General features: G+C 68.0%; 24 protein-coding genes and 1 pseudogene. 6 read left to right on the forward strand and 19 right to left on the reverse strand.

Going from position 1 to position 25,450, the window contains the following annotated elements; translation table 11 throughout:
- Positions 1-104: 104 nt before the first annotated feature.
- Together ACNS88_RS10305 and ACNS88_RS10310 are read right to left on the reverse strand one after the other, a co-directional pair.
- Positions 105-296 (reverse strand): DUF7317 family protein, encoded by a 192-nt coding sequence (locus tag ACNS88_RS10305; RefSeq protein ID WP_496923274.1) that lies wholly within the window; start codon positions 294-296, stop codon positions 105-107.
- A gap of 350 nt (positions 297-646) precedes the next feature.
- Complete coding sequence (locus ACNS88_RS10310) at positions 647-2,551, reverse strand: helicase C-terminal domain-containing protein (RefSeq protein WP_435096869.1); 1,905 nt, start codon at positions 2,549-2,551, stop codon at positions 647-649.
- A gap of 104 nt (positions 2,552-2,655) precedes the next feature.
- On the opposite strand from ACNS88_RS10310, the gene ACNS88_RS10315 reads away from it, so the two are divergent.
- Together ACNS88_RS10315 and ACNS88_RS10320 are read left to right on the forward strand one after the other, a co-directional pair.
- Positions 2,656-4,713, forward strand: coding sequence for an AMP-dependent synthetase/ligase (locus tag ACNS88_RS10315; RefSeq protein WP_435096872.1), 2,058 nt, complete (start codon positions 2,656-2,658; stop codon positions 4,711-4,713).
- A 103-nt stretch (positions 4,714-4,816) separates the two neighbouring features.
- Positions 4,817-5,077: a glutathione S-transferase N-terminal domain-containing protein gene (locus tag ACNS88_RS10320; protein WP_435096875.1), complete on the forward strand. Its 261-nt coding sequence runs from the start codon at positions 4,817-4,819 to the stop codon at positions 5,075-5,077.
- A gap of 27 nt (positions 5,078-5,104) precedes the next feature.
- Here ACNS88_RS10320 and ACNS88_RS10325 read toward each other — a convergent pair whose 3' ends face one another.
- From ACNS88_RS10325 to sucC, 6 genes and pseudogenes are all read right to left on the reverse strand, one after another.
- Positions 5,105-6,427, reverse strand: a complete 1,323-nt coding sequence (locus tag ACNS88_RS10325) for a tRNA (N(6)-L-threonylcarbamoyladenosine(37)-C(2))-methylthiotransferase (RefSeq protein WP_435096878.1) — start codon at positions 6,425-6,427, stop codon at positions 5,105-5,107.
- A gap of 21 nt (positions 6,428-6,448) precedes the next feature.
- Positions 6,449-6,658 (reverse strand): annotated as a pseudogene (locus tag ACNS88_RS10330) (DUF2267 domain-containing protein); the annotation flags it as partial.
- A 36-nt stretch (positions 6,659-6,694) separates the two neighbouring features.
- A complete protein-coding gene (gene deoC, locus ACNS88_RS10335; protein WP_435096881.1) occupies positions 6,695-7,366 on the reverse strand; it encodes a deoxyribose-phosphate aldolase in 672 nt (223 codons plus the stop codon).
- 93 nt (positions 7,367-7,459) lie between these two features.
- A complete protein-coding gene (locus tag ACNS88_RS10340) occupies positions 7,460-7,777 on the reverse strand; it encodes an ArsR family transcriptional regulator (protein ID WP_435096884.1) in 318 nt (105 codons plus the stop codon).
- Between the two features lie 114 nt (positions 7,778-7,891).
- Positions 7,892-8,761, reverse strand: a complete 870-nt coding sequence (sucD, locus tag ACNS88_RS10345; protein WP_435096887.1) for a succinate--CoA ligase subunit alpha — start codon at positions 8,759-8,761, stop codon at positions 7,892-7,894.
- The gene (gene sucC, locus ACNS88_RS10350) at positions 8,758-9,903 is read right to left on the reverse strand and encodes an ADP-forming succinate--CoA ligase subunit beta (protein WP_435096890.1); all 1,146 of its coding nucleotides are present in this window, start codon (positions 9,901-9,903) and stop codon (positions 8,758-8,760) included. The genes sucD and sucC overlap by 4 nt, the downstream gene beginning before the upstream one ends.
- Before the next feature lie 221 nt (positions 9,904-10,124).
- Between sucC and ACNS88_RS10355 the strand changes: the two genes are divergently transcribed.
- The gene (locus ACNS88_RS10355) at positions 10,125-10,328 is read left to right on the forward strand and encodes a hypothetical protein (RefSeq protein ID WP_435096893.1); all 204 of its coding nucleotides are present in this window, start codon (positions 10,125-10,127) and stop codon (positions 10,326-10,328) included.
- A 444-nt stretch (positions 10,329-10,772) separates the two neighbouring features.
- Here the strand turns inward: ACNS88_RS10355 and ACNS88_RS10360 are convergent, their stop codons facing one another.
- The 4 genes from ACNS88_RS10360 to ACNS88_RS10375 form a co-directional block, all read right to left on the reverse strand.
- Positions 10,773-12,182, reverse strand: coding sequence for a class II fumarate hydratase (locus ACNS88_RS10360; RefSeq protein WP_435096896.1), 1,410 nt, complete (start codon positions 12,180-12,182; stop codon positions 10,773-10,775).
- Positions 12,183-12,273: 91 nt separating this feature from the next.
- On the reverse strand, positions 12,274-12,597 hold the full coding sequence (locus tag ACNS88_RS10365; protein ID WP_435096899.1) for a BolA family protein: 324 nt from the start codon (positions 12,595-12,597) through the stop codon (positions 12,274-12,276).
- An 87-nt stretch (positions 12,598-12,684) separates the two neighbouring features.
- Positions 12,685-13,620, reverse strand: a complete 936-nt coding sequence (locus ACNS88_RS10370; protein WP_435096902.1) for a DUF4382 domain-containing protein — start codon at positions 13,618-13,620, stop codon at positions 12,685-12,687.
- A 131-nt stretch (positions 13,621-13,751) separates the two neighbouring features.
- The gene (locus ACNS88_RS10375) at positions 13,752-15,077 is read right to left on the reverse strand and encodes a 5'-deoxyadenosine deaminase (protein WP_435096905.1); all 1,326 of its coding nucleotides are present in this window, start codon (positions 15,075-15,077) and stop codon (positions 13,752-13,754) included.
- A 116-nt stretch (positions 15,078-15,193) separates the two neighbouring features.
- Here ACNS88_RS10375 and ACNS88_RS10380 point away from each other — a divergent pair, with 116 nt between their 5' ends.
- A complete protein-coding gene (locus ACNS88_RS10380; protein ID WP_435096908.1) occupies positions 15,194-15,826 on the forward strand; it encodes a non-canonical purine NTP pyrophosphatase in 633 nt (210 codons plus the stop codon).
- Positions 15,827-15,850: 24 nt separating this feature from the next.
- On the opposite strand, the gene ACNS88_RS10385 is transcribed toward ACNS88_RS10380, so the two are convergent.
- Entirely contained in the window at positions 15,851-17,191 is a 1,341-nt protein-coding gene (locus ACNS88_RS10385; protein WP_435096911.1) for an aminotransferase class III-fold pyridoxal phosphate-dependent enzyme, read from the reverse strand.
- 227 nt (positions 17,192-17,418) lie between these two features.
- Between ACNS88_RS10385 and ACNS88_RS10390 the strand changes: the two genes are divergently transcribed.
- Entirely contained in the window at positions 17,419-18,171 is a 753-nt protein-coding gene (locus tag ACNS88_RS10390; RefSeq protein ID WP_435096914.1) for an SDR family oxidoreductase, read from the forward strand.
- A gap of 49 nt (positions 18,172-18,220) precedes the next feature.
- Here the strand turns inward: ACNS88_RS10390 and thiM are convergent, their stop codons facing one another.
- Both thiM and thiE read right to left on the reverse strand, forming a co-directional pair.
- Positions 18,221-19,081 carry a hydroxyethylthiazole kinase gene (thiM, locus tag ACNS88_RS10395; RefSeq protein ID WP_435096918.1) on the reverse strand — a complete coding sequence of 287 codons (861 nt, stop codon included), beginning with the start codon at positions 19,079-19,081 and terminating at the stop codon, positions 18,221-18,223.
- Entirely contained in the window at positions 19,071-19,709 is a 639-nt protein-coding gene (gene thiE / locus ACNS88_RS10400; RefSeq protein WP_435096921.1) for a thiamine phosphate synthase, read from the reverse strand. The genes thiM and thiE overlap by 11 nt, the downstream gene beginning before the upstream one ends.
- 114 nt (positions 19,710-19,823) lie before the next feature.
- Between thiE and ACNS88_RS10405 the strand changes: the two genes are divergently transcribed.
- Entirely contained in the window at positions 19,824-21,296 is a 1,473-nt protein-coding gene (locus ACNS88_RS10405; protein WP_435096924.1) for an MATE family efflux transporter, read from the forward strand.
- An 11-nt stretch (positions 21,297-21,307) separates the two neighbouring features.
- On the opposite strand, the gene ACNS88_RS10410 is transcribed toward ACNS88_RS10405, so the two are convergent.
- From ACNS88_RS10410 to ACNS88_RS10425, 4 genes are all read right to left on the reverse strand, one after another.
- Positions 21,308-22,168 (reverse strand): mechanosensitive ion channel family protein, encoded by an 861-nt coding sequence (locus ACNS88_RS10410; RefSeq protein WP_435096927.1) that lies wholly within the window; start codon positions 22,166-22,168, stop codon positions 21,308-21,310.
- A gap of 85 nt (positions 22,169-22,253) precedes the next feature.
- Positions 22,254-23,417, reverse strand: coding sequence for a 7,8-didemethyl-8-hydroxy-5-deazariboflavin synthase subunit CofG (gene cofG, locus ACNS88_RS10415; RefSeq protein ID WP_435096930.1), 1,164 nt, complete (start codon positions 23,415-23,417; stop codon positions 22,254-22,256).
- An 88-nt stretch (positions 23,418-23,505) separates the two neighbouring features.
- A complete protein-coding gene (gene cofC, locus ACNS88_RS10420; protein WP_435096933.1) occupies positions 23,506-24,168 on the reverse strand; it encodes a 2-phospho-L-lactate guanylyltransferase in 663 nt (220 codons plus the stop codon).
- Positions 24,169-24,181: 13 nt separating this feature from the next.
- Positions 24,182-25,360 (reverse strand): tubulin/FtsZ family protein, encoded by a 1,179-nt coding sequence (locus ACNS88_RS10425; RefSeq protein ID WP_435096936.1) that lies wholly within the window; start codon positions 25,358-25,360, stop codon positions 24,182-24,184.
- Between the last annotated feature and the right edge of the window lie 90 nt (positions 25,361-25,450).

Here is a 25,450-nt window from a genome sequence, read left to right on the forward strand (position 1 = left end):
GGTTCACCGCAGAATTGTCAATGACCCATAAACAGCCGACGGCGACACCACCTGTCTACATATAAACAGCTGGAAGAACCGCTGGACTCGCGTGTCGCCGTCGATCAGTCGGCGCGAACGGGCTGCTCGTTCCCGAGCGCGGCGGCGCGGTCCGACTCGGTCACGTCGATCCCGCGGCGCTCCAACTGCTCGACGAACTCCGCCTCGCTGACTCCGGCCTGCACGGCGGCCTGAGAGAGTGTCAGCGTTCGGGCACCGTACAGCGTCAGCGCAGTCGACAGCCCCTTGGTTGCCATATCTACCGGTGCGACGTGAAGGTTTATGAAGGTTACTACTTGACTGAGGTCCCTGATACACCTTATACGATATATATTGACGTTCGATCAGTCCGTGGTAATATAACGCGTTCTCGCTGGCGATCCGAGCATCGACTCCCGCCCGCAGGAGTTATCACGCTCTGCGGTCGTACCCGAGGTATGGACAGACAACAGCTGTTCGCGCTGTTCTTCGCGTTCCTCATGGTCAGTTCCATGGCCGCGTGGGGCATCTCGCTGATATAAGCGCTGAATGGAACCGGTCTCTCGGTCGCAATCCGGGTCTGAGACCGGGACCGCCACCGCTTTCGACCTCCCATCGCCGACAATCCCTAGCCGTCGCCCCAGACGTCGGAGAGCGGGTGGTCCTCTCGACGCTCCGCGTCCGCCTCCGAGCGCGTCCGCGTCGTCCCGCCATCGTCGCCCGTCCCGCCTGCCGTCCCCGTCTCCGTCCCGCCGGACGCGCCCGAGTGATTCGTCCGCGAGCCGCCGCTTCCGCTTGACCCGCCGCCAACGGCACCGCCGCTCCCGCGACGGGCCGCCCGCGAGGGACCGGAGGGTTCGGCGTCGATCCCGGCGAGCGCCGCGGTGGGATCGAAGTCGGGAAGCGTCGGTGTTGTCATCGCGTCGATCTGATCGCGGAACCAGCGCGGCGTGTCGGCCTCCGCGCGGTCGAAGAGGTCGAGAAGCGAGTCGTCCGCGAGGTACGTCGCGCCGTAGTCGTCCGGCGCGCGGACGACCCGGCCGCACGCCTGGATGACGGTCCGGAGCGCGGTCCGGTGGTACCACGCCCACTGGTCGTCGGCGAGCCGGCGGGCGACCCGCGAGTCGTTGGTGTTGCGGTACGGCGCCTTACACACCACCTGCCAGCGACAGAGGTCGCCGTTCAGGTCGAGCGCCTCCTCCATTTTCACCGAGACGAACACCTCCGGATCGTCGCTCGCCGTCCACGCCGAAAGCTCCGCGTCGCGGTTCGCGCGGTCGTGCCGGCGGACCCGCGCGGCGACGCCGAACTCGCCCAGCAACTCGGTGAGTCGGCCGGCGATGTCGTACGAGTGCGCGTGGATGAGCCCCTTCTCGTCGGGGTGTTCCGCCATCAGTCGGACAATCAGGCGGGCGATCTTCGGCACCGTCTCGTCGCGGTGCTCGTAGGTCATCGATCCCTGCGTCACGTCGTACAGGGGGCGGTTCGAGAGCGGGAACGTGTGCTCGACGTCGACGAGGGCGACGTCCGCGGGGTCGAGTCCGACTCCGCGACAGAAGGCGTCCTTCGAGAGGATGGTGGCGGACAACAGTGCGAACGTGTTCCCGCGGTCCCACACCGTGTGCCGGAGGTAGCGGGCCGGGTCCAGCGGCTTGATCGCGATCGCCGACCCCTCGCCGTCGGGCTGGTCGACGACCCACGTCGTCGGGGAGTCCAAGTCGCGGTAGTCCTCCAAGAACCAGCCGAGCTCCGAGATTAGCTCCTGCAGGCGGTCCCGCCGCGCGACCTCGTCGCGGTCGAGCTCGGGTCGCCCGGTCAGCTCGTCTTTCGCCCGCTTGGCGGTGTCGCGGAGGGACGCGGCGAACCGGGCGGTGCGGTCGAGCGCGTCCTCCTCGGGCCCGGCGTCGCGAGCCACGTCGGGGACGCCGACCTCGTCCCACACCGGAACCCGGTCGGGCGAGAGCTCGATCGTCGCGTACATCTCCGCCCACTCTGCCAGCCCGTGTGCCTCGTCGATCACGACGGTATCGCGCTTGCGGAACACCTCCGAGCCGGCGGTCCGCATGAAGTACGCTAACGTCAATGCGGCATAGCGGTTTCCGGAGGCGATGGCGCGGTCGGAGAAGTACGGACACCGGTGTTTCACGGAGCAGTCGAACCCCTGCTGGCGGGCGCAGGGAGCGCGGTTGACCGGCGTGTCGTGCTCGCCGGGGAGGATGCAGTCGTAGTTCGATTTCCCGCGAATTACCGCCAGGTCGTCGAGCAGGTCGTCGGCCTCCACGTCGTCGATCTGCGACACCTGCGGGGTGGTGTAGTAGGCGCCGGTCGCCTCGCTCGGTGCCGTCTCGTCGACGGTGGCCGACGCGCCCATGATGGCCCGTGCGAGCAGGGACTTGCCGCTGCCGGTCGGCGCGCGCACTAAGACCACGTCGTTGCCGGCGGCGAACGCGTCGCGGATGTCCGCGAGCGCCTGCTCCTGTGCCCCCCGAAAACTCGGGGCGGGGAACTCGGCGGGGATCCGATCGGGGTCCACAGAGGTTTCTCGCCCCCTCTCGGGATTAAACCCTCGCGTTCCGACCCCCTGAGTGAACTCGAAACTACCCGATCGTTTATACGGTTTGGGCGGGACGGAGGTGTATGAACTGGCGAGAGGCGGAGCGGGAGTTCGCGGACGACGTCGTCGCCCGGGAGACGCTCCCACGCACCTTCGAACGGACCGCCGAGCGCAACGCGGACCGGCTCGCCCAGCGGTATAAGGGCGGGATCTACGACCGCTCGCTGGTCTCCGGCGGGGTGCTTCCGCCCGCCTCGGCGGGCGAGTACGCCGACGTGACCTACGCCGAGATGCGCGCCGTCGTCCGGCGGCTCGCGGCCGGGTTCCACGAGATCGGCGTCGACGGCGACACCCGCGTTGCGCTGTACGCCCAGACTCGGATGGAGTGGGCCCAGACCGACTTCGCGGTGCTGGCCGCGGGCGCGACCGTCACGACCGTGTACGCCTCCTCCTCGCCGAGCCAGGTCCGCTACCTGATCGAGGATCCGGGCGCGACCGTCGTGGTCGCGGAGAACCGCGAACTGCTCGACGAGGTGTTCGCGGTCGTCGACGACCTCGATCACGGGCTCGACGCGGTCGTGACGTTCGACGACGTGGACCGGTCCGACCTCGACGCGGAGATCGGAACGGACTCTCAGAACCTCTCTATCGACGACGTGTACACCCTCGGCGAGGTTCACGCTCTCGGCGACGAGGCGTTCGACGAGGACGCCTATCAGTCGTGGATCGACGCGGTCGATACCGATGATCTCGCGAGCCTCATCTACACCTCCGGGACCACGGGCCAGCCGAAGGGCGTCCGGCTCACCCACGCGAACTTCCGGGAGAACGTCAATCAGTGCTACCGGCGGTTCGCCGACCGCCCGGACCGCGACCCCGACGACCCGGGGATCTCGAACGAGTCGACCACGCTTTCGTTCCTCCCCCTCGCACACGTCTTCGAGCGGCTCGCCGGCCACTACATGATGTTCGCGGCGGGCGCGACCGTCGGCTACGCCGAGAGCCCCGACACCCTGCGGGAGGACTTCGGACTGGTGCGCCCGACGACGACGACGAGCGTCCCGCGGGTCTACGAGAAGCTGTACGACGCGATCCGCGAGCAGGCGAGCGAGTCGCCGGTGAAACAGCGCATCTTCGAGTGGGCGGTCGGCGTGGGGAAGGCCCACCACGAGGCCGACGACCCGGGTACTCTACTCAACACCAAGCGCGCGGTCGCGGACAAGCTCGTCTTCTCGTCGGTCCGAGAGGCGATCGGCGGCAACATCGACTTCTTCATCTCCGGCGGCGGGTCGTTGTCGGCGGAGCTGTGCGCCCTGTACCACGCGATGGACCTGCCCATCTTGGAGGGGTACGGGCTGACGGAGACCTCCCCCGTCATCAGCGTCAATCCGCCCGAGGAGCCGAAGGTCGGCACCATCGGCCCGCCGGTGGTCGACACGGAGGTCGCGATCGACGGCGCGGTCGTCGGCGAGGAGGTCGCGGATCTGCCCGGCGACGTGGGCGAACTGCTCGTGCGCGGCCCGCAGGTATCGGACGGCTACTGGAACCGCCCGGACGCGACCGCAGAGGCCTTCACCGACTCGGATCGGCTCCCAGATGACGCCGTTATCGCCGGCACGCCCCCCGAAGACCGCGACGGCGACCCGGCGGAGCCGTGGTTCCACACGGGCGACATCGTCCAGCTCCGACCGGACGGGTACATCGCGTTCCGCGAGCGCGCCAAGCAGCTGCTCGTCCTCTCGACCGGCAAGAACGTCGCGCCCGGGCCGATCGAAGACCGGTTCGCGGCCAACGAGTTCGTCGAACAGTGCGTCGTGCTCGGCGACGGCCGGAAGTTCGTCTCCGCGCTCATCGTCCCGAACTTCGAGAAGGTGGCGGCGTGGGCCGACACCCGCGGGATCGATCTCCCCGACGATCAAAAAGGGGTCTGCCGCAACGATCGTGTCCGCGAGCGGATTCAAGAGGAGGTCGACCGCGTGAACGAGGAGTTCGAGCGGTACGAGCAGATCAAGCAGTTCCGGATCGTCGAGGAGGAGTTCAGCGAGGAGAACGACCTGCTCACGCCGACGATGAAAAAGAAGCGGCGCAACATCTTGGACCGCTTCGCCGACGAGGTCGAGATGATCTATGAGGAGACGTGAGCCGGGGCAAGCTCCGAGGGGGCGTGAGTCGAGCGCCGCCGGACGGTCAGCGAGTGAGAGCGACGAGAGCGCTTTAGTTAGCTGGGCACCGTTGGCAAACGCGATGCTCGAACTCTACCAGTCCGAAGGCTGCCCGCACTGCACGAAGGTCCGAGAGACGCTGTCGACGCTCGGGGTGTCCTACGTCGCTCACAACCCGCGTCTGCCAGGCAACATGGGCGGTGACGTGACCAACGAGGTCACTCGCGAGGAGCTTGCGGCCGCCGGAGACGATCAGATCCCGTACCTCGTCGACACCGATCGGGGCGTGACGATGTACGGGAGCGACGCCATCGTCGAATATATCACAGACCACTACGAGTGATCGGCGAGCGGTTGCCGACCGCGACCCCTACGCCGACGAGGTGACGGACTCCGCGGAGTCGTCGCCCTCGACCGGCTCGCCCTCACCGTCGTCGCTCTCGTCGACCGGGTCGCCGAACGCGTAAACGGTGTTGTGGCCGGTCACCTCGACCTCTAGGAAGTCGCCGACGTCGACGCCGCGTTCGGTCGCCTTTTGAACGATGATCTGGCGGTAGGCGCCGTCGCGGCACTTCACGGAGTCGCCGGTGCCCTCCTCGACGACGAGCACCTCGAACGTCTCGCCGACCATCGACTCGTACGCCTCGCCGACGACCGCCATCTTCAGCTCCGACATCGCCTTCGAGCGCTCCTTCTTGATCGTCCCGCCGAGTCCCTTCATCTCGGCGGCGTCGGTGCCGGGGCGCTTCGAGAAGCGCGTGACGTTGATCTTCTCCGGGCGGACCTCGGCGAGCAGATCCATCGATAGCTCGTGGTCGGCCTCGGTCTCGGTCGGGAAGCCGACGATGAAGTCGGTCGAGAGGGTCCAGTGGTCGAGCCGGTCGTCGAAGGTCTCGACGACCTCCCGGAACTTGTCGACGCGGTGTTGCCGGCGCATCTCCTCGAGCACCTCGTCGGAGCCGGACTGGACCGGCGCGTGGATGAAGTCGTACAGCTCCTCGTTGCTCGCGAACACGTCGGCCAGCTCCTCGTGGATCCCGTGGATTCCACCGGGGTTCGCCATCCCGAGCCGGACTCGAAAGTCGCCGTCGATGTCGCAGATCCGGTCGAGCAGCTCCGGGAGCTTTCGGTCGCCGTTGTCCCAGCCGTAGACGCCGGTGTCCTGGCCGGTCACTCGGATCTCCTTGGCGCCGGCGTGGACCAGCGCGCGGGCCTTCTCGACGTTCTCCTCGACCGGCGGGGAGTCGACCCGCCCGGTCGCGAACTTCGTGATGCAGTACGAGCAGTTGCTCATACAGCCGCGCGCGATGGGGAGGATACCGACGACGCCGTCCAAGACGGGTTCGGCGTCGGGGGTGACCGTCGGGCACTCGCCGTTGAGCACGTGTGAGGGTACCTCGTCCCAGTGGAGGATCTCGGCGTCGACGCCGGCCTCTTCGAACATCTCGCCCTGCGCGAGCGCCATACAGCCGGTGACGACGAGTTCCGCCGTCTCCGCTTCGAGTTCCTCGGCGCGCCGGAGCATGTTCTGCTCCGTTTTCTCGACGACCGTACAGGTGTTGAGGATGGCGACATCCGCGTCTTCGGGACCGTCGGCCGGGCGGTGGCCGCCGTCGCGGAGCGCCCGCTCTATCTCCCGGCTCTCGCCCCGATTGGAACTACAGCCGTACGTTTCGATGTGATACGTCGCCATCGAGTAAGTGTACTACCGGTCGCGCGCGCAAAAACGCGACGGATCGGATCCGAGCGCGCGAAGGCCGTGGTCGTGGACTGCGCCCGTCAGGTACCACTTGATCTCGAGGGGCAGCGAAGCGGCGAGGCCCTCCGCGTTTCCCTCGGAAATGCGTTGCCCGAGCGTCACGAGCGTCGTTCGGATCGCCCGCACGGTCTCTCCCGTCCCGGGCATTTCGACTCGATGCTGCATTTCGCCGGTGAGGCCGTCGGACCGAACGTCGCCGTGCTACGGGGTGGTCTCGTAGATCTCAACCCCCGAAGAGGCGCCGATCCGAGTCGCCCCTGCAGTCACCATCTCGAGAGCCTCCTCGAAGGTGGATATCCCGCCAGATGCTTTGATTCGGGTCTCCGAACCGACCGCGTCTCGGATTGCCGTTATCTCCTCGGTATCCGTGGGTCCGTCGTACCCGACGGCGGTCTTGACGAAGTCGGCACCGCCCGATTCGACGAGTTCGGCGGCCCGTCGTATCTGCGGCGGCGTCAGGGCGGGCGACTCGATGATGCATTTCAGCGTCTTCTCTCCGACCGCGTCTCTGACCGCTGTGACGTCGTCGACGACGGACTCGTGATCGCCGTTCGCGAACGCGGTTCTGTTCATCACCATGTCGAACTCGTCGACGTGTTCGCGGAGCGCTTCGACCTCGCTTCGTTTGGCCGCCGAGTTCTGTATTCCGTAGGGGAACCCGATCACCGCGACGACGTTCGCTTCTCCGTCGAGGAGTTCGCTCGCGAGTGCCGCGTGGTACGGAACGACGACGGCCGAGCAGAAGCCGTATTCGAGAACCTCTTCGCAGAGGGTCCGGATCGCCGCTTCGGTCGCGGTCGGATCGACGTTCGTGTGGTCGATTACCGACGCGACCTGCTCGGGGTCACCGCGGAGTGTGTTTTCTAATGACATATCTCCCTATAGTGTCCGAGAGGATAAGTATGTCCGCCGCCTGAAACGTCCCGGCACGCCGTCGCGCTCCGTTTCGAAGTCGTCCGCTCGGGTTCAGTCCTCGGCGACCGCGGTCGCCGTCGGCGTTTCCGCGTCGGGCTCGGAGGCGGACTCGGGTTCGGTGCCGGTCGACCGCTCCGACTCTGGGACGGGGGCGTACACTGACCGTCGGGCGTCCTTGGGACAGAGCCCCTCCTTGACGAGCCCGACCTCGGTGAGCTTCTCCACCGCGAACCGGACGGTTCGGGTCGAGAGGCGGGTCTCCTCGGCGAGCCCGGTCTGGTCGAACCGGCCCTCCTCGTCGAGGACGTAGTAGACCAGTTTGGCGCTCGGCGGGAGCGGATCGAGAAGCTCGCGGGTGGCGTGGTCCATACTCCGTTTATAATGGCGAGTTGTGCATAACCGTGGCCCGGGTGTGCGTACGCTCCGCATATCCACGAGTAGTTTATATAACGCGAGGCGAGCGGATGAGGCCGTCCGGCCGGTTTACAGGAACTCCTCGACGTGGTCGGCGACCTCCTCGGGGGTGTCGCCGACGGGGACGCCCGCGTCGTTGAGCGCGTCGATCTTCGACTGCGCCGTACCGGTTCCGGAGCCGGAGACGATGGCGCCGGCGTGGCCCATGCGCTTGCCCGGCGGAGCCGTGCGCCCGGCGATGAAGCCGGCGACCGGGGTGTCCATGTGCTCGCCGATGAAGCGGGCGGCCTGCTCCTCGTCCTCGCCGCCGATCTCGCCGCACATGACGACCGCGTCGGTCTCGTCGTCGGCCTCGAACGCCTCTAAGGCGTCGATGAAGGACGTGCCGATGATCGGGTCGCCGCCGATACCGATGGCCGTCGTCTGCCCGATACCGCGTTCGGTGAGGTTGTCGACGACCTGGTAGGTGAGCGTGCCGGACCGGGAGACGAGCCCGACGTTCCCGTCCGCGAAGATGTTACCGGGGAGGATGCCGAGTTTCGCCTCGCCGGGCGTGATGATGCCCGGACAGTTCGGACCGAGCAGACGAGTGTCAGTCTCGCTCAGCCGCTTGTTCACCTTCGCCATGTCCTGGGTCGGGATCCCCTCGGTGATCGCGACAGCCAGGTCGAGGTCCGTGTCCAGCGACTCGAAGATCGCGTCGCCGGCGAACGCCGGCGGCACGAAGATGACGGAGGCGTCCGCGTTCTCCGCTTCGACCGCCTCGTCGACGGTGTCGTAGACGGGGACGCCGTGGACTTCCTGGCCGCCCTTGCCGGGGACTGCGCCGGCGACGACGTTGGTGCCGTACTCGATCATCTGGCCGGCGTGGAACTTGCCTTCCCCGCCGGTGATTCCCTGTACCACGACGCGCGTGTCGTCGTCGACGAAAATACTCATTGGGTCACCTCCTCCGCGTTCGCGACTGCACGCTGAACCGCGTCCTCGAGCGTCTCCTCGACTTCCACGAGGTCCGTGTTCAGGATCTCCATCCCCTCCTCGGCGTTCGTACCCGCCAGCCTGACGACGACCTTCTTGGGGATTTCGTCGAACCCTTCGAGGGCCTCGTTGATCCCCTTGGCGACCTCGTCGCCGCGGGTGATCCCGCCGAAGATGTTGAAGACGACCGCGTCGACGTTCTCGTCGGAGAAGACCATATCGAGCGCCTTCGTGACGCGCTCGGCCTTCGCGCCGCCGCCGATATCGAGGAAGTTGGCGGGCTTGCCGCCGTAGTAATCGACCAGATCGAGCGTCGTCATCACGAGCCCGGCGCCGTTGCCGATGATGCCGACGTTCCCGGAGAGGCGGACGTAGTCGAAGCCGTACTCGCCGGCTTTCCGTTCGAGGTCGTCCTCATAGGACTCCTCGGCCATCTCGGCGAGGTCGGGCTGCCGGAACAGCGCGTCCTCGTCGATGTTCATCACGGCGTCCGCGGCGATCACGCCGCGGTCACTCGTGATCATGACGGGGTTGACCTCGATCTCCGAGGCGTCGCTGTCTTCGTACAGATCGTACAGCGTCGAGAGGATCGACGCCACGTCGAGCGCGACGTCGGCGTCGACGCCGGCCTCGTAGACGACTTTGCGGGCCTGATACGGGTGGAGCCCGAACGCGGGGTCGACGTGCTCCCGCGCGATCGCGTCTGGGTTCTCCTCGGCGACCTCCTCGATGTCGACGCCGCCCTCGGTCGAGACCATCAGGACGGGTTTGCCCGCGCCGCGGTCCATCGTGACGCCGACGTACAGCTCGTCGACGAAGTCGACGCCCTGCTCGACGAGGACCTGATCGACGGTGTATCCCTTGAGGTCCATGCCGAGGATCTCTTCGGCGTACTCCTCGGCCTCGTCGCGGTCGGTCGCGATCTTGATCCCGCCGGCCTTGCCGCGGCCGCCCACGTGGACCTGCGCCTTGATCGCGGCCGGGTAGCCGATCTCGTCGACCGCGTCGAGCGCCTCGTCGACGGTCGTCGCGAGCCGGGAGTCCGGTACCGGGATCCCGGCGTCGGCGAAGATAGTCTTCGCTTGATGTTCGTGTAGTTTCATCCGTCTTGAACCGGGACCGACTGCGGCTTAAATGGTGCCGATCCGGCGCGAGCGGTTAGTACCGGGCCTCCGGAGGTGGTAGCGGTTGTGGGCCCCGGAGCTCGTCCAGTGATCGCGTATTCCTCCGTGACGACGGACTCGATCGAAACCCGATCGAGTGCCTTTTCACGTGATACTACCCCTACCCGATAGTATGTCCGGATCGACTGGATGAACCAACCATGGCCACAAAATCAGTCAACACCGGCGACATCGACGAGCTGTTCAAGTGGGTAGTCCGGACTATTTTGATACTTGCGGGCGGTGTCGTCTCGCTCGGATTCGGCGCGTTTACAGGAGTCTCGGTGATAAATTGGGTCGGCTATCTGCTGATCGGTATCGCGTTTGCTATCCTCCTTTGGACGAGTCAGCCGGTTTGGCGGTAGGCGTCCGCGAACTCAAGCGTCATACGTCTAACTCTGAGGTCAGTTCCTCCTTGACGCCGTCGGCGACACGATTGTTCGTAAGTGAATGGGTGCAGATCAGTAGTCCTCACTCAAACGGGCAGCCGCGACGGCTTGCGCAACTGGGTGCGGTCCTTCCGTTGTCAGGGAACGCCCTCGCGACTACTTTTTTGAGTCCCGCCCAGCACAGCGACCACTCCTCACGCCTCCCCAGCCTCGACGAGCGGGCCGGCGCGACTCCGCTCGCGCCGGCCCGCCACCTCCCTCGCGCGGGATTCGCGCCCGATAGGCGCTTACCGGAGCGCGCCACGGTCCCGTTCAGTTATAAATAGTCGTCAGAGTTGCAAACTCGCTCGACCGAACCGTCGACCTTGAGATCGGTTCAGCCCTAGATGACTGAAGGCCACACCCCGGATCCGCCGTCGTTCAGTCGTCGTCGCCGAGGATGACGCGGTGGGTCATCGCTTCGGGGTCGAGCACCTCGTCGGCTTCCTCCTCCGTGAGGTAGCCGGCTTCGATCGCAGCCTCGCGGACGCTCTTGTCCTCTTTGAGAGCCGTTTTCGCGACCTTGCTCGCCTTGTCGTAGCCGATCGCGGGGTTGAGCGCGGTCGCCAGCGCCATCGACTGCTCGACGCGCGTCTCGCAGTACTCCTCGTTGGCCTCCAGCTTCGCGACGAAACGCTCGCCGAACGTCTCGGCGACGTTCGAGAGCAGCTCGGCGGATTCGAGGAAGTTGTGCGCGATGACGGGTTTATAAATGTTCAGGTCGATCTCGCCGCGGGCCGCGCCGTTCGAGACGGCGGCGTCGTTGCCCACCACCTGCGTGTGGACCTGATTGACCGACTCGGCGACGACCGGGTTGATCTTGCCGGGCATGATCGACGAGCCGGGCTGGTTCTCGGGCTGCTCGATCTCCCCGAGTCCGTTCCGGGGCCCGGAAGCGAGCAGCCGCAGGTCGTTGGCCATCTTGTTGAGGCTGCCAGCGACGGTCCGGAGCGCGCCGTGCGCCTCGGCCATCGCGTCGTGGGCCGCCTGCGCCTCGAAGTGGTTCTCGGCCTCGCGGAACTCGGTGCCGGTCTCGTCGGAGATGTACTCGGCGGCGAGCTCGGGGAACTCGGGATGGGTGTTGAGCCCGGTGCCGACCGCGGTGCCGCCCAGCGCGAGCTCGCGGAGGTTCGACTGGACGCTCTCGGCGCGCTCGATGCCCTTCGCGACCTGCGTCCGGTAGCCGCTGAACTCCTGCCCGAGCCGGATCGGGGTCGCGTCCTGAAGGTGGGTGCGGCCGGTCTTGACGACGCCGTCGAACTCGGTCTCCTTGGCTTCGAGTTCCGTATGGAGGATTTCGAGCGCGGGGACCAGATCCTTCTCGACGGCTTCGAGCGCGGCGACGTGCATCGCGGTCGGAATCACGTCGTTCGAGGATTGTCCATAGTTGACGTGGTCGTTCGGGTGGACGACCCGATCGCCGATCTCCGCGCCCGCGATCTCGGCGGCGCGGTTGGCGATGACCTCGTTGGCGTTCATGTTCGAGGAGGTGCCCGACCCGGTCTGGAACACGTCGACCGGGAACTGGTCGTCGTGGTCGCCGGCGATGACCTCGTCGGCGGCGGCGACGACCGCGTCCGCGGTGTCGTCGTCGATGAGGTCCAGATCGCGGTTGGCCTGCGCGGCGGCCTTCTTGACGACGCCCAGCGCGCGGATGAACCGGCGACCCATCGGGATCCCCGAGATGGGGAAGTTCTCGACGGCGCGCTGGGTCTGTGCGCCCCAGTAGGCGTCGGCCGGCACCTGCATCTCTCCGAGGCTGTCCGATTCTGTGCGGTAGTCTTCGCTCATACGTGCGCGTTCCCGCGAGACCGGGTAAAAGCTACTGAAAGCGGTGACGGTTCCCGCGGCGCGGGAAGCCCATCTCACTCGAACGCCCCTCTCACGCCTCGTCGACCGGGAACAGCCCCGCCTCGCGGAGCTCGTCGTCGAGGGTTCCGTCGCCGTGTTCTTCGTACTCCTCGGGGGTGTACGTCTTGATCTCTAACGCGTGGACCGACCGGGTCATGTGGTCGCCGACGGCGTCGTACACGCGCTGGTGCTGGTCGACGAGTGACTCCCCCTCGAAGGCGGGCGAGACGACCCACGCCGCGAAGTGGGCGTCCTCGTCCTCGTCGTTATGAACGCGCGGGGTCGTCACGCGGGCGACGGCGTCAGGAATTCCGCCCTCGATGAGATCGGCGATAGCCGACGGATCGATGGTCATACACGTCATCGGGTCCGCCTCGGCAAAAAGCGCCCGCATGAGGGGTGCGCGTCGAAGTGGTCAGTTCCGTACCGGTGCGAGCCTCAATCAGGCCTCGGTCTGGTTCGTGACCGTTCCGTTTTCGGTGCCGCCCGACCCGTCGTCGGTCTCGTTTCCGCCGGTGGTCGATCCGTTGTCCGCGTCGGTGTCGTCGTCATCGTCATCTTCGATCTCGTTCACCTCGACGTCCCGCCCCGCGACCCCGCTGCCGGAGATCACGGGTTTGAGGATGTAGCCGTTGTTCGGTCCGCGCTTGACGACGTTGATGTCGAAGACGAAACTGACAGGCTCGTCGGGCGTGACCTCGAAGCCGTTCGTGATCTGGAGCTTCTCGCTCGGGAGCTTCACGTCGACTTCGCCGCCGTCGACGATTCCCTCGACGTTGGTGACGGACAGTTCGATCTTCTCGTAGCTCCCCGCCGGGATCTCGCCGTCGAACACGGCGATCGCGTCGTCCTCGATCACCTGCGTCAGGTCGACGGTCGCGCCGTCGAGGGCGACGACGGTGAAGCCGCGGTCGTCCTCGTCGTCGTCTCCATCGTCGTCCGTCTCGTCGCCGTCGTCTTGCTCCGCGGTCCCGTTCGCGGGGGCGCTCTCGTCCACGGTCTCGTTGCCAGGCTGGTCGGTCCCGTCGTCTTCGTCGTCCGCGTCATCGGTTTCCTCGTCCTCGTCGTCTTCCTCCTCGTCGTCTTCGTCCTGCGCCTCGAAGATCCGAGCCTCGTCGAGAGTGACGTTCAGTTGGTCGAAGTCGGCGATGTCGGCCGGCGCGTCACTGATCAGGAGCCGGAAGTTGCCGGTAAGCGTTTCCGAGCCGTCCGAGCCGTCCGAGCCGTCGGAGGGTGTGAGTCCACTATCGCCGGCACAGCCAGCGAGCATCGTCGCCGTCGCGCCCGCGCCGAGCGCCACGAACTCCCGCCGCCGAAAGCCGTCGGTGGGAGTGTCCTGCGAGCGGTCGTCGCCTGTCGTCCGCGGTTGGTCAGTCATCGTGAGTCACCCAACGCGCCACGTACGGGTATATAAGGGAGATACGCTATCCGAATTAGCGCGGATTAAGCCCGTTTTGCGGGGGATCGTCTCGGTCCGCTATCAACAACCGCCGACCGCACCGCCGAGAGCTACGGTTCGATCGTCTCGATTCCGGCTTCGTCGACGACCCGCTTCGCGTGGCGCGTGGCGCGCTCGCGAACCGCGTCGGCGTCGATTCCCATGTGCTCGCCCTCCTCGTATCGGACCCGGCCGTCGACCATCGTGAACACCACGTCGTCACCGTGGGCGGCGTACACCAGATGCGAGAGCGGGTCGTGGAGCGGCGTCGCGCGGGTTCGGTCGGTAGTGATCCCGATCACGTCCGCGCGCTGGCCCGCCCGCAGGGTGCCGAGCCGACCGAAGCCGGCCGCGCGCGCCCCGTTCGTCGTCGCCATCTCCAACACCGTCGGGGCCGGGAGCCGGGTCGGGTCGCGGGCGTCGACCTTCCCGAGCAGGCTCGCCTGCCGCATCTCGGTGAAGGGGTCGAGCGTGTTGTTGCAGGGCGGCCCGTCGTTGCCGAGCGCGACCGTGATCTCTCGGTCGAGGTAGTCGTGAACCGGGGCGATCCCCGAGGCGAGTTTCATGTTCGAGGAGGGGCAGTGGGTGACGACCGTGTCGGTCTCGGCGAGTACCTCGCGCTCGCGCTCGTCGGTGTGGACGCAGTGCGCGAGCGTCACGTCCGGGCCGGTGAGGCCGACCTCGTCGAGCCACAGAATGTTTCGCTTCCCGGTGTCGGCCTCTACCGCCGCGATCTCCTCTTCGTTCTCGCTGGCGTGGGTGTGGATCGTCACGCCGTCGTGGCGGTCAGCGAGGTCGCGGCACCCGCGGAGGCAGGCCTCCGAGCAAGTGACCGCAAAGCGGGGGGTGACCGCGTAGCGCACTCGACCGTCGGCGGCGCCGTGGTATTTCTCGATCAGGTCCTCGCTCTCGGAGAGTGCGGCGTCCGTGTCCTCCAGTAAGCCTTCGGGCGAGTCCCGGTCCATCAGCACCTTCCCGAGGCGCGCGCGGATCCCCGTCTCGATCGCGGCCTCGAACGCCTCTGCGGCGTGGTTGACGGAGAGGTGGTCGACGACGGTCGTCGTCCCGCTCTCGAGGCATTCGAGGTACCCCAGTTCGGCGGCGGCGCGGGTCGCCTCGGCGTCCATCGCCGCCTCCATCGGGAGCACGGCGTCGAACAGCCAGTCGAGGAGGGCGGCGTCGTCGGCGATCCCCCGCCCGAGCGACTGCACCGAGTGCACGTGGCCGCCGACGAGGCCGGGCGCGACGAGGTCGAGTTCGCGCCGGTCGTGGTCGGAGTACTCGTCACGGAGGGGCTCGGCGTCGCCGACCGCGGCGATCGTTTCCCCCTCGACGACGACTGCGCCGTCGGGGATCACGGTCTCGGGGTCGGCGATGACGGTTCCGGCGATCAGCATGTCCGTCCGTTTCTGACGGTCGATTCTTAAGAGGGTGTCCTTCGGTGGGGGCGGCGGCTTCCCCGCGGTCGCCCGCGACCGACGGCTATTCGTTCTGGCCGCTCGCATGCGGATCCGTGCTCAGATACGTGACGACGAACCCCGGAAAGGTTCGCGAGGCGGAGCGCTACCTCCGGGACGGCTCGGTGGAGCGGCTCGACTTCGACTACCCCGAGATTCAGGCGGCGGAGCTCGGTCCGATCGCCGCGCAGGGCGCGCGTGAGGCGTACCGCCACGCCGACGAGCCGGTGCTCGTCGACGACGCGGGGCTGTTCGTCGAGGGGCTCGACGGGTTCCCCGGTCCGTACTCCTCGTACGTCGAGGAGACGCTCGGGGTCGAGCGGGTCCACGACATCGCCGCCGACCTCGACGACCGCCGCGCCGCGTTCCGCTGCGTGCTCGGCTACTGCGACGGCGAGGGATTCGCCGCGAGCCCGGACCCGGTCGACCGCGGGGACCGCGACGCGGCCGCGGCGGCGGGGCCGGACGGGGAGGGGCCCGACGGCGACGAGGCGCTCCCGGTCAAGCTGTTCGAGGGGTACGTCCCGGGTCGGATCGTCGCGCCGCGCGGGGAGGGCGGGTTCGGCTACGACCCCATCTTCGAACACGACGGCGAGACGTTCGCCGAGATGGATACGGACCGGAAGAACGCGGTGTCACACCGCGGTCGGGCGTTGGAGAAGTTCGCGGAGTGGTTCGCGGAGCGGTAGGGCGTCGGTGGCGGGAGCGTCGTCTCAGGTGGCCTCGATGACGGCGGCGGTCAACAGGTCACAGCCGAGTTCGATCTCGCGTTCGGTGACGTCGAGGGGCGGGAGGACCCGGAGCACGTCGTGGCCGGCAGCCAGCGTGAGCAGTCCCCGAGAGAACGCGCCTTTTAAAGCCTCGTCGCGACGCTCCTTCGAGTCGAACTGCAGCGCGAGCAGCAGCCCCTTCCCGCGCACGTCGTCGACGCCCGGGAGATCGGCGTCGCGCATCGTCTCTTTGAACTGCCGCCCCCGGACGGTGGCGTTGTCCAGCAGGTCGTACTCGTCGATCGCGTCGAGCGTGAGCGCGCCCTGCGCGGAGGCGATGATGTCGCCCGCGCCCCACGTCGAGGAAAGCCGGCTCTTCTCCTCGGGGAACACGTCCGAACGGGAGATGGTCGCGCCGACCCGGAGCCCCTTCGCGCTGGAGATCACGTCGGGTTCGAGCGCGTAGTGGTCTGACCCCCACATCTCGCCCGTGCGCCCGACGCCCGACTGGATCTCGTCGGCGATCAGGGTGATATCGTGTTCGTCGACTAAGGCGGCGATCTCGTCGGCGAACGCCTCCGAGGGGAACCGGTAGCCGCCCTCTCCCTGTATCGGCTCTAAGATGAGGTACGCCACGTCGTCGGGATCGATGTGACCGCGCTCGGGGTCGAGCTTCTGCCGGAGCCGCGACGCGCCGTCGGCGAAGAAGCCGCACGAACACGTCTCTGCGGTGCAGGTTCGGTCGTCACAGAACGGCATGTCGTGGACGCCGCTGATCTCCGGGAAGTCCCGGCGGTACACCGACTTGGAACGGTTGAGCGAGAGCGCGCCGAGCGTCCGCCCGTGGAACGCCCCGTCGAACGTGATCCCGTGCTTCGCGCCGCCCGAGTCGTCGTACGCGATCTTGATCGCGTTTTCGACCGCCTCCGCTCCCGAGTTGGAGAGGAAGACGGTGTCCATGTCGTAGTGGGCGGTGATGTCGGTGAGCCGGTCCATCAGCGCTGACGAGCCCGGGAGCCCGTCGCCGGGCGACTCGCCGCCGGCGACGTAGAAGTCCTGGCCCGCGATCTTCAACGGGTCAACCAGGTCGAACTCCGCGAGCGGCTCCATAATCTTCGGGTTGTTATACCCGAGGGGCGCGGCGGCGACGTGGCTCGTGAAGTCCATGAGGACGTTGCCGTCGACGTCGGTACAGAACGGTCCCTCGGCGGGCGCGGTTCGGTCCCAGACGAACTCGTAGACGTACGTGCTCGGCGCGGCCGACTCGTGGTGGTACTCCACCCACTCTCGCGCGCGGTCGCCGGGGAGATCGGTGACCTCGGGGGTGGCCGTGTGTCGGTCCATGCTGATGTGTGACACTCGGAGAGAATAAAATCAAGCCGATCGGAACGAAGTTGGATATACGTCCAACTCACGGCCGGGATCGTCCGAACGCAAACGAGAGTGAGGGTAGAGCGGATGTTGCAGGGGGGAATAGCGATCGCGTTGCGGTCGCGATTGCGGGACGGTGTTGGCGCGACCACGACGCGAGTGGGTACGCCTAAGTCGGCGACCGCCCTACCGATCGCTATATGGATCCCACGGTCGCGATCACCGGCGCAACGAGCGGGATCGGGCGGGCAGTCGCCGACGCGTTCGTCGACGAGGGCGCGTTCGTCGCCGTCTCCGGGCGCGACGGCGACGCGGTCGACCGGACGGTCGCGGCGCTGAACGAGAGCGAGAGCGCCGAAGGAGACGAGAACGAAGGCGAAGCCGAAGAGGAGGTTGCGAACGGGGCCGCCGGCACCGCGTGGGGCGCCCGCGTCGACGTGCGCGACGAGTTCGACTTAGAGCGGTTCTTCGAGCGCGTCGCCCGAGAGGCCGGCCCGATAGACGTGGTGGTCGCGAACGCGGCCGTCTTCCACGGCGGGCCGGGCGAGCGCCCGACCGACGAGACGAGCTACGCCGACTACGACGACACGATGCGGACCAACGCCCGCGGCGTCTTCGCGACGATCGCCGAGGCGGTCCCGCACCTCGCCGAGGACGCTCGAGTTATCGTCCCCTCCGGCGGCGTCGCCCACGAGTCCCGCTCCGGGATGGGCGCGTACGCCGTCTCGAAGGCGGCGGCCGAGGCCGTCGCGCGCGGGTTCGCGGCCGACCTCGATGCGACCGTCGGCGTCGTCGACCCCGGTCTCGTCGCGACCGACCTCACCGGCAAGGAGCGCGCTCGTGACCCCGAGAGCGTCGCGCCGCTGTTCGTCTGGGCCGCCACCGAGGCGCCCGCTGAGGAGTTAAACGGCGAGCGACTCGGCCTCCGCGAGTGGAAGTCGGCGACGCGCTAGCGGTCGACAGCGATCCGCCGACCGCTCGCGCCGTTTTCACCGCCTGATCTCAGACCCGATCGATCCGCGGTTCAATGTCGATCGCCGGCCGCTCCGACGCCAGTGCGGCGACCGCGTCCATGAACGCCGTTCGGTAGCTCGCCGGTCCGGCGGGGTCGCCCTCCGCCGCCCGCTCTCCGGCGAGGCCGTACGCCGCACACCCGGCGAGTACGGCCTCGGTCGTCGACGCCGGCGCCCCGTCGCTCCCGTCGACGACCGCCGCGACCGTGCCGAGCGTACTCGCGAGCATACAGCCGGAGCCGACGAACGAGCCCATTCGCTCGTGGCCGACCGACAGTTCGTACGCGTCCTCCCCGTCGGCGACGACGTCGGTCGGGCCGGACGCGACGACGACCGCCCCGGTCTCCGCGGCAAGCGCTCGGGCCGTGTCCCCGAGGCCCGCACCGCCTTCGCCCACCGACTCGACGCCGCGGACCGTCGCTTCCTCTCCGGCGAGCCCGCGGATCTCGCCGGCGTTCCCTTTTATAACGTCGACCGCGACCGCGTCTAGCAGCCTGCCGACCGACTCGACGCGGTGCGGCGTGGCTCCGTACCCGACCGGATCGAGCACGACCGGGACGTCGGCCTCGTTGGCGCGTCGGCCCGCGTCGATCATGGTGTCGATATCGGTCGTCGACGCCGTCCCGGTGTTGATCACGACCGCGTCCGCGCCGGCGGCCATGTCGCCCGCCTCCGCCGGGGCGTCGGCCATCACCGGGAGCCCGCCCCAGTGGAGCGTGACGTTCGCGGTCTCGCTCGTCGTCACGTCGTTCGTCAGGTGGTGTACTAAGGGTGCGGCCGCCTCGACCGCCGCCAGGGTCTCCGTGACGAGCGCGCCGTCGATTGCGCCGTCGATCGGCTCATCGCTCATCGCCGATCACCTCCCGAAGCTCCGCGGCCGCGGCACGCGGGTCGTCGGCGGTCGTGATCGCCGAGACGACCGCCACTCCTGTCGCGCCCGCCGCCGCGACCGCGCCGGCGTTGCCGGCGTCGATCCCGCCGATCCCGACCACGGGAAGGTCGACGGCGTCGGCGATCGCCGCCACGCGCTCGGGGCCGACGCCGTTCGTCTCCGCCGGCACGTCCTTGGTGTCGGTCCCGTACACCGCGCCGACCCCGAGGTAGTCCGCGCCGGCGTCCGCGGCCGCCCGTGCCTCCGGAACCGTCGACGCCGAGACCCCCACGATCGCCTCGTCGCCGAGGTGCTCGCGGGCGACCGCGGCCGGCAGGTCCGACTGCCCGAGGTGGACGCCGTCGGCGTCGATCGCGGCGGCCAGATCGACCCGGTCGTTGACGATCAGGGGGACCTCGGTGTCGGCGGTGAGTTCGCGGAGCCGGCACCCTAGATCGTACCGGTCTCGGGCCGGTCGACCTTTCTCGCGGAGCTGGACGACGTCGACGCCGCCCGCAAGCGCCGCCTCGACGACCCCTTCGGTGTCGCGACCCGCCGACCGACTTTCCTGCGTCACGAGGTACGTCCGCCACTCGCTGGGATTCATCAGTTATATTTGTTAGTGGTCACCGTGAAAAGGTATCGCTTTCGCCGCTGTTTGGGGGGAAGTGGTCCGCTGAGGTGGAACAGACCCAAGCCGTCGCGGCCCGTACCCAAGCCGATGCGATCACGACTTCGGGCCGCCGCCGTCCGACTCCGGGCCGCGCTCTCCCGGCTCGGCTCGGCGACGGCGAACGCGCTCGACCGGGCCGGCGTCATCGACCGAGCGCGGCTCGGAGAGACCCTCGATCTGGCGTGGCCCCGGATCGTCACCGGATTCGCCATCATGTCGAAGAACACGGTGGACCTCGCGGTCGTCGGGATCGCGCTCGGGGCGCCCTCGGTCGCCGGGCTGGCGTTCGCGTTCGCGTACTGGCAGCTCGCGAAGTTCGTCTCCATCGGACTCGCGGGCGGGACGGTGTCGCTCGTCTCGCAGAACTACGGCGGCGGCGAGACCGACCGCGCCGCGCTCGTCGTCAAGGGGTCACTGGTCGCCGCGCTGGCGCTCGTCGCGCCGATCGTCGTCGGTTATGTCGCGTTCGCCGAGCCCCTGATCGCGCTCGTCGGCGGCGAAGGGACCGCGCTCCGGGCGGGAACGGTGTACCTCGTCGTCACCGCGCCGGCGCTCGCCTTCGAGTTCTTCAACATGATCGCGAGCCGCACGTACGCCGGCGTCGGTGACACGTTCACCCCGATGGTGGTCCGTACCGGCGGCGCCCTCCTGAACGTCGTGCTCACCGTCTGGCTCGTTCTCGGCGCCGACCTCGGCGTGTTCGGCGCGGCGCTCGGCACCGCCCTCTCCATCGCCGCCGTCGGGATCGCCCTCTCGTGGGGGATGACCGGGCGGTCGTACTTCGGTCACGGCGCCTCGCCGGTCCCGATCGGGCGCGACGGCCCGTGGATCGACGCCGCCCTCGTCCGGCAGCTCCTCCGGGTCTCCGCGCCTCTGATCGGGCGCCGGGTGGCCGAGGGCGTCGCCGTCTTCCCCCTGCTGTGGATCGCCTCCTCGTTCGGCTCTGCGACCGTCGCGGCCCTCGAAGTGGGTCGACGCGTCCGGGCGCTCTTGGGGAGCTTCAGCTGGGGGTTCTCCATCGCTGCGAGCACGCTCGTCGGCCAGCGGCTCGGCGCGGGCGAGGAGTCGCTCGCGACCGAGTACGGCCGCGACGTGATCCGGCTGTCGGCGGTCGTCTACGTGCTCGCCTCGGCGGTCGTCCTCCTCGCCGCCGACCCGATTGCGGGCGTGTTCGTCGACGAACCGGACGCCGTGGCGGCGACCGCGGCGTTCGTCGTCGTCGCCGCGATATCCGCGATACCGCTCGGCGTCGACGGCTCCGTGACCGGGTCCCTGCGCGGCGCCGGCGACACTCGATGGCCGTTCCTCGCCTCGATGGTCGGACTCTACGTCGTCGCGCTCCCCGCCGCGCTGCTCGGGTTGGTGACGCCGCTGGGCGTCGGCGGGCTCTACGCGGCAGTGATCGCCGAGAAGCTGGTGCCGGCGGGGCTGAACCTCGCGCGCTTCCGGTCGAACCGGTGGCAGGCGGTCAGCCGGCAGTACCGCCCGGGCGCGGCGAACGACGACGCGTCCGCGGAGTGAGGGTGCGACGCCTACTCGTCGTCGGCGACCGACTCGACCATCTCGACGCTGCCGGTGAGCTGCCGGTGGACGTAGGGCATGTCGATGCCGGCGTCGTCGAACGCTTCCTTGACATCGGTGACGTACTCGGAGCGCACGCGGACGAAATCGCCGCGGGCGGGCTCGTCGATCCACCAGCGCGACTGCAGCCCCACGGCCGAGTCGCCGAGTTCGACCACCCGTACCGAGGGCGCGGGGTCGTCGAGGATCTCCGCGTGCGCCTCGGCCTTCTCGACGATGATGTCGGTGGCCTGTGAGATGTCGTCGTCGTAGCCGATCCCGAAGACGAACTTCTGGCGGAGCGTCTCGTGAGCGACCGGATTCGTGACGGCGTTGTTCGCCAGATCGCCGTTCGGAACCGTGATCTGCTCGTTGTCGAACGTGCGGACGCGAGAGACCCGCAGGTCGATGTCCTCGACGCGGCCCGTGTTCCCGTTCCACTCGATCCAGTCGCCGACCTCGAACGGCTTGTCCTTCAGGATGAAGATCCCGGCGACGAAGTTGCCGAGCAGGTCCTGCGCGGCGAAGCCGACCGCGAGCGCGATGGCGCCGCCGAAGACGGCGAACGCCGAGAGGAACGCGCCGAAGCCGGCCATCGTGAACCCGATGGCGATCGCCGCCACCCAGACGACGGCGTTCGCCACGCTCGAGCCGAGACTACGGACGGCCTCGTCGAACCCTCGCGACCGCAACACCCGCATGACCGCCGGCACGAGAGCGACCTTCCCCAGCAGCAACACGCCGACGAACCCGATGAGGAACAGCACTACCGAAAACAGGACCCCCGTCAGGGCTGCGCTCAACCCGACACCGCCGAACTGTAGTGGTATCATCACCCCCACATTCGGACGGATATTTAAAGAGTTTACTGGCCGCGCAGTTGTTTATGAAGGGCCGGTCGGCCGGGTCAGCCGCCGCTCAGTCCCCTCGTACCGCCAGCGGCCCGTCGCCCCGAGCGACGCCGCGAAGCCGTCGGCCGTGGGCGTCGCCCTCGCGCATCCGGTCGCGGACCGCCGGGGGGATCCACGCATCGCGGTTCGGCGGTGCCGGGGCGGAATCGACGCCGGCGGGCCTGAACTCGCTGGGCAGGTATCGGGCGTAGGTCGGGAGCCGCTCGCGCAGCGCCATCTCCCCGGCGTCGGCGACCGCGCGAAGGCCGTCGAGGTCGGGCCACGCGTAGTCGGGATTGATGTAGTCGTCAGTCACCGGCGAGACGCCGCCGAGGTCGTCGATCCCGCAGTCGACGAGGTCGGCCGCGGGCGAGAGGTTCGGCGGCACCTGTACCGACACCTCCGACGGGAGCGCGGATCTGGCCATCGCGACGACGCGACGCATCGTCTCGACGCCCGGCTTCGCGAAGTCCGACCGGTCGTTGGGAACGACGTTCTGGACGATCACCTCTTGGACGTGACCGTGGCGCTCGTGGAGTTCGCGGATCGCCAGCAGACTCTCCGCGCGGTCGCGCCAACCCTCGCCGATCCCGACCAAAATGCCGGTCGTAAAGGGTACACCCTGCCGGCCCGCCGCCCGGATCGTGTTGAGTCGCTGGCCCGGCGTCTTTCGACGACCACCGCTGTGGGCCTCGACGTCGGCGGTCGTCTCCAGCATGACGCCCATCGAGGCGTTCACCTCGCGGAGCGCGGCGAACTGGCCCTCCGTGAGGTCACCGGGGTTCGAGTGCGGGAGCAGCCCTTCCTCTAAGGCGATCTCGCAGGCGCGATAGAGGTAGTCGTGAATCGAGTTGAAGCCCCACTCGTCGAGCTGGTTGTGGACCGCGGTGTACCGGTCGTCGGGCTCGTCGCCGAAGGTGAACAACGCCTCGGTGCAGCCGGCGTCGGCCCCGACGCGACAGCGCTGCCGGACCTCCTCGGGCGACAACAGCGACGCCTCGCCGGGCACGTCGTAGTAGGTGCAGTAGGTGCAGGTGTACCGACAGGCGGTCGTCAGCGGGATGAAGACGTTCCGCGCGAAGGTGAGCCGGTCAGCGGGCTCGACGTCACCGGGAGTGACCGAGAGCAGCCGCTCGACGCGCGCTACGTCGGGCTCGATCTCGATCCCGTACTCCTCGCCCGCCGTGAACACGTTCGCTCCTCACGCCCCGGACTCAAAAAGGATCGCGGTCCCGGATCCGAGCGGAGTCGCCGGAGGCTCGACCTCGCGAGAACCGACCTCACTCCCGCTCGACGCTGACCCGCCCGCCCGTCGTGGCGAGCGCGAAGCCGGCGTCTCGCAGCCATCGCGGCGCCCGTCCCTGTGTATCGCCTTCCGTATCCGCCTCGGCGTGGACCAGAAGCTCCGCGAGGTCGACCGGCTCGTCCACGTCGGTCGCGAGCCGGTGAGAGTCGACGACGCGCACGCTCGCGCCGACCTCGTCGGCGATCCGACGGTGATCGAGGTAGGAGGCGCCGTGGTAGTCGACCCGAAACGACGGGTGTCCGACGACCAGCGCGTTCGTCCCGCCGCCGCGGCCGGGGGCGATCGCGACCTCGCCCCCGGGGCCGGACGCGAATAGCCCCCGCAGGGCGTCCGGCGTCGCGAGCGCGAGATCGGCCATGACGACCGCGACGCGGTCTCCGTCGTCATTCGTGACCTGCGCGTCGAGCGCCGCGTTGATCGCGTCGGTCAGCGAGCGATCGTCGACCGTCACCGGACAGGAGATATCGGCGTCGACCACGCCGGTCGCCAGTACCCGCGGCTCGCCGCCGGCCGCCGCGACCGCATCGAGCACGTCCCGCAGCATCGCCCGCGCGAACCGGGCGCGCTCGTCGGGCGTGAGGACGGGAGAGAGTCGCGACTTTGGGCGGTCGGTCGAAAACGGAACGAGGACCTCCATCGGGAGGGTCGCCTCAGAACAGCGATTCGAGCTCGTCGCTGTCGTCGCTGACGAGCTCGTCGAGGTTCTCGTCGCTCTCCTCGCGGATCTCGTCTAAGTTGTCCTGCGCCTCGATGGCGACCTGCTGAAGCTCCTTGATCCGCGGGACGTTCGTGACGCCCGCGAGCAGGATCACGGTCGCGACGAAGCCGGCGCCGCGGTACGGGTAGTCGCCGCCCCGGACCTCCATCGAGCCGGTCTGCTCTTCGAGCCACTTCCGCCCGCGCTCGATACCTTTCCGGTTGAGATACTCCGGCGGTCCAGCGAGCACGAGCAGGGCGCGCTCTGCCCCCTCGATCTCACAGGGTAGCGTGAGTCGGCCCAGCGCCGCCTTCCGGACGAGGCTGGTGATCCGGTTCGTGGTGTGTGCGCTGTCGAGCTGGTCTTCCTCGTCGTCGTTGCGAAGCCGCGAGAGCAGTCCGCCCGAGGTGCGCTCTTCGACCTCCTCCTCGGCGTAGCCGACCGTCGAGACGCCGCCGCCGGAGAGCGTGTTGATGATCTCCGACGAGTCGACGACGCTCTCGGCGACCTCCTGGCCCTGCTGAATCTCACCGGCGCCGAAGAGGATCCCGAACCGCCGGACGATCTCCTCGTTGATCTCCTCGTAGCCGCCCTGGACGGACTCCCCCGTCTTCCGCCAGGAGTCGTTGTCGAACACCATCAGGTTGTCCACTTCGCGGACGAACGTCTGGAACGAACGGGCCGCGTTAAGGGTGTAAATACCGCCCTCGTCGCTTCCCGGGAGAATACCGAGCCCGTAGACGGGTTCGGTGTAGATCCGCTTGAGGTGTTTCGCGAGCACCGGCGCGCCGCCGGAGCCGGTCCCGCCGCCGAGCCCGGAGACGACGAGGAACGCGTCGACCTCGTGAACCGGGATCGAGTCGATGGCGCCCTGCACCTCGTCGATGTCCTCCTCGGCGATCTCCGCGCCGAGTTCGTTGTCGGCGCCGACGCCGTGGCCCTTCACCCGAGACTGGCCGATGAGCACGCGCTGGTTCTCAGTGATGTGCTCGAGCCCCATGAGATCGGCCTTGGCCGTGTTGACGGCCGCGGCCGCGCGGACGATCTCAGACCCCGTCCGCTTGTCGTACTCCAGGAATTTGTCGACAACTTTCCCCCCCGCCTGTCCGAATCCGATCATTGCAAGTTTCATCGTGTGCTCCCTCCGCGTATGGAATGAACAGAACGTGATCGCATATTTAAGCCTTCGGTTGCCGTTATTGCCCGTGATATCCGAATTGCG

Source organism: Halorubrum shenae (assembly GCF_051194165.1).
Classification (GTDB): Archaea; Halobacteriota; Halobacteria; order Halobacteriales; family Haloferacaceae; genus Halorubrum.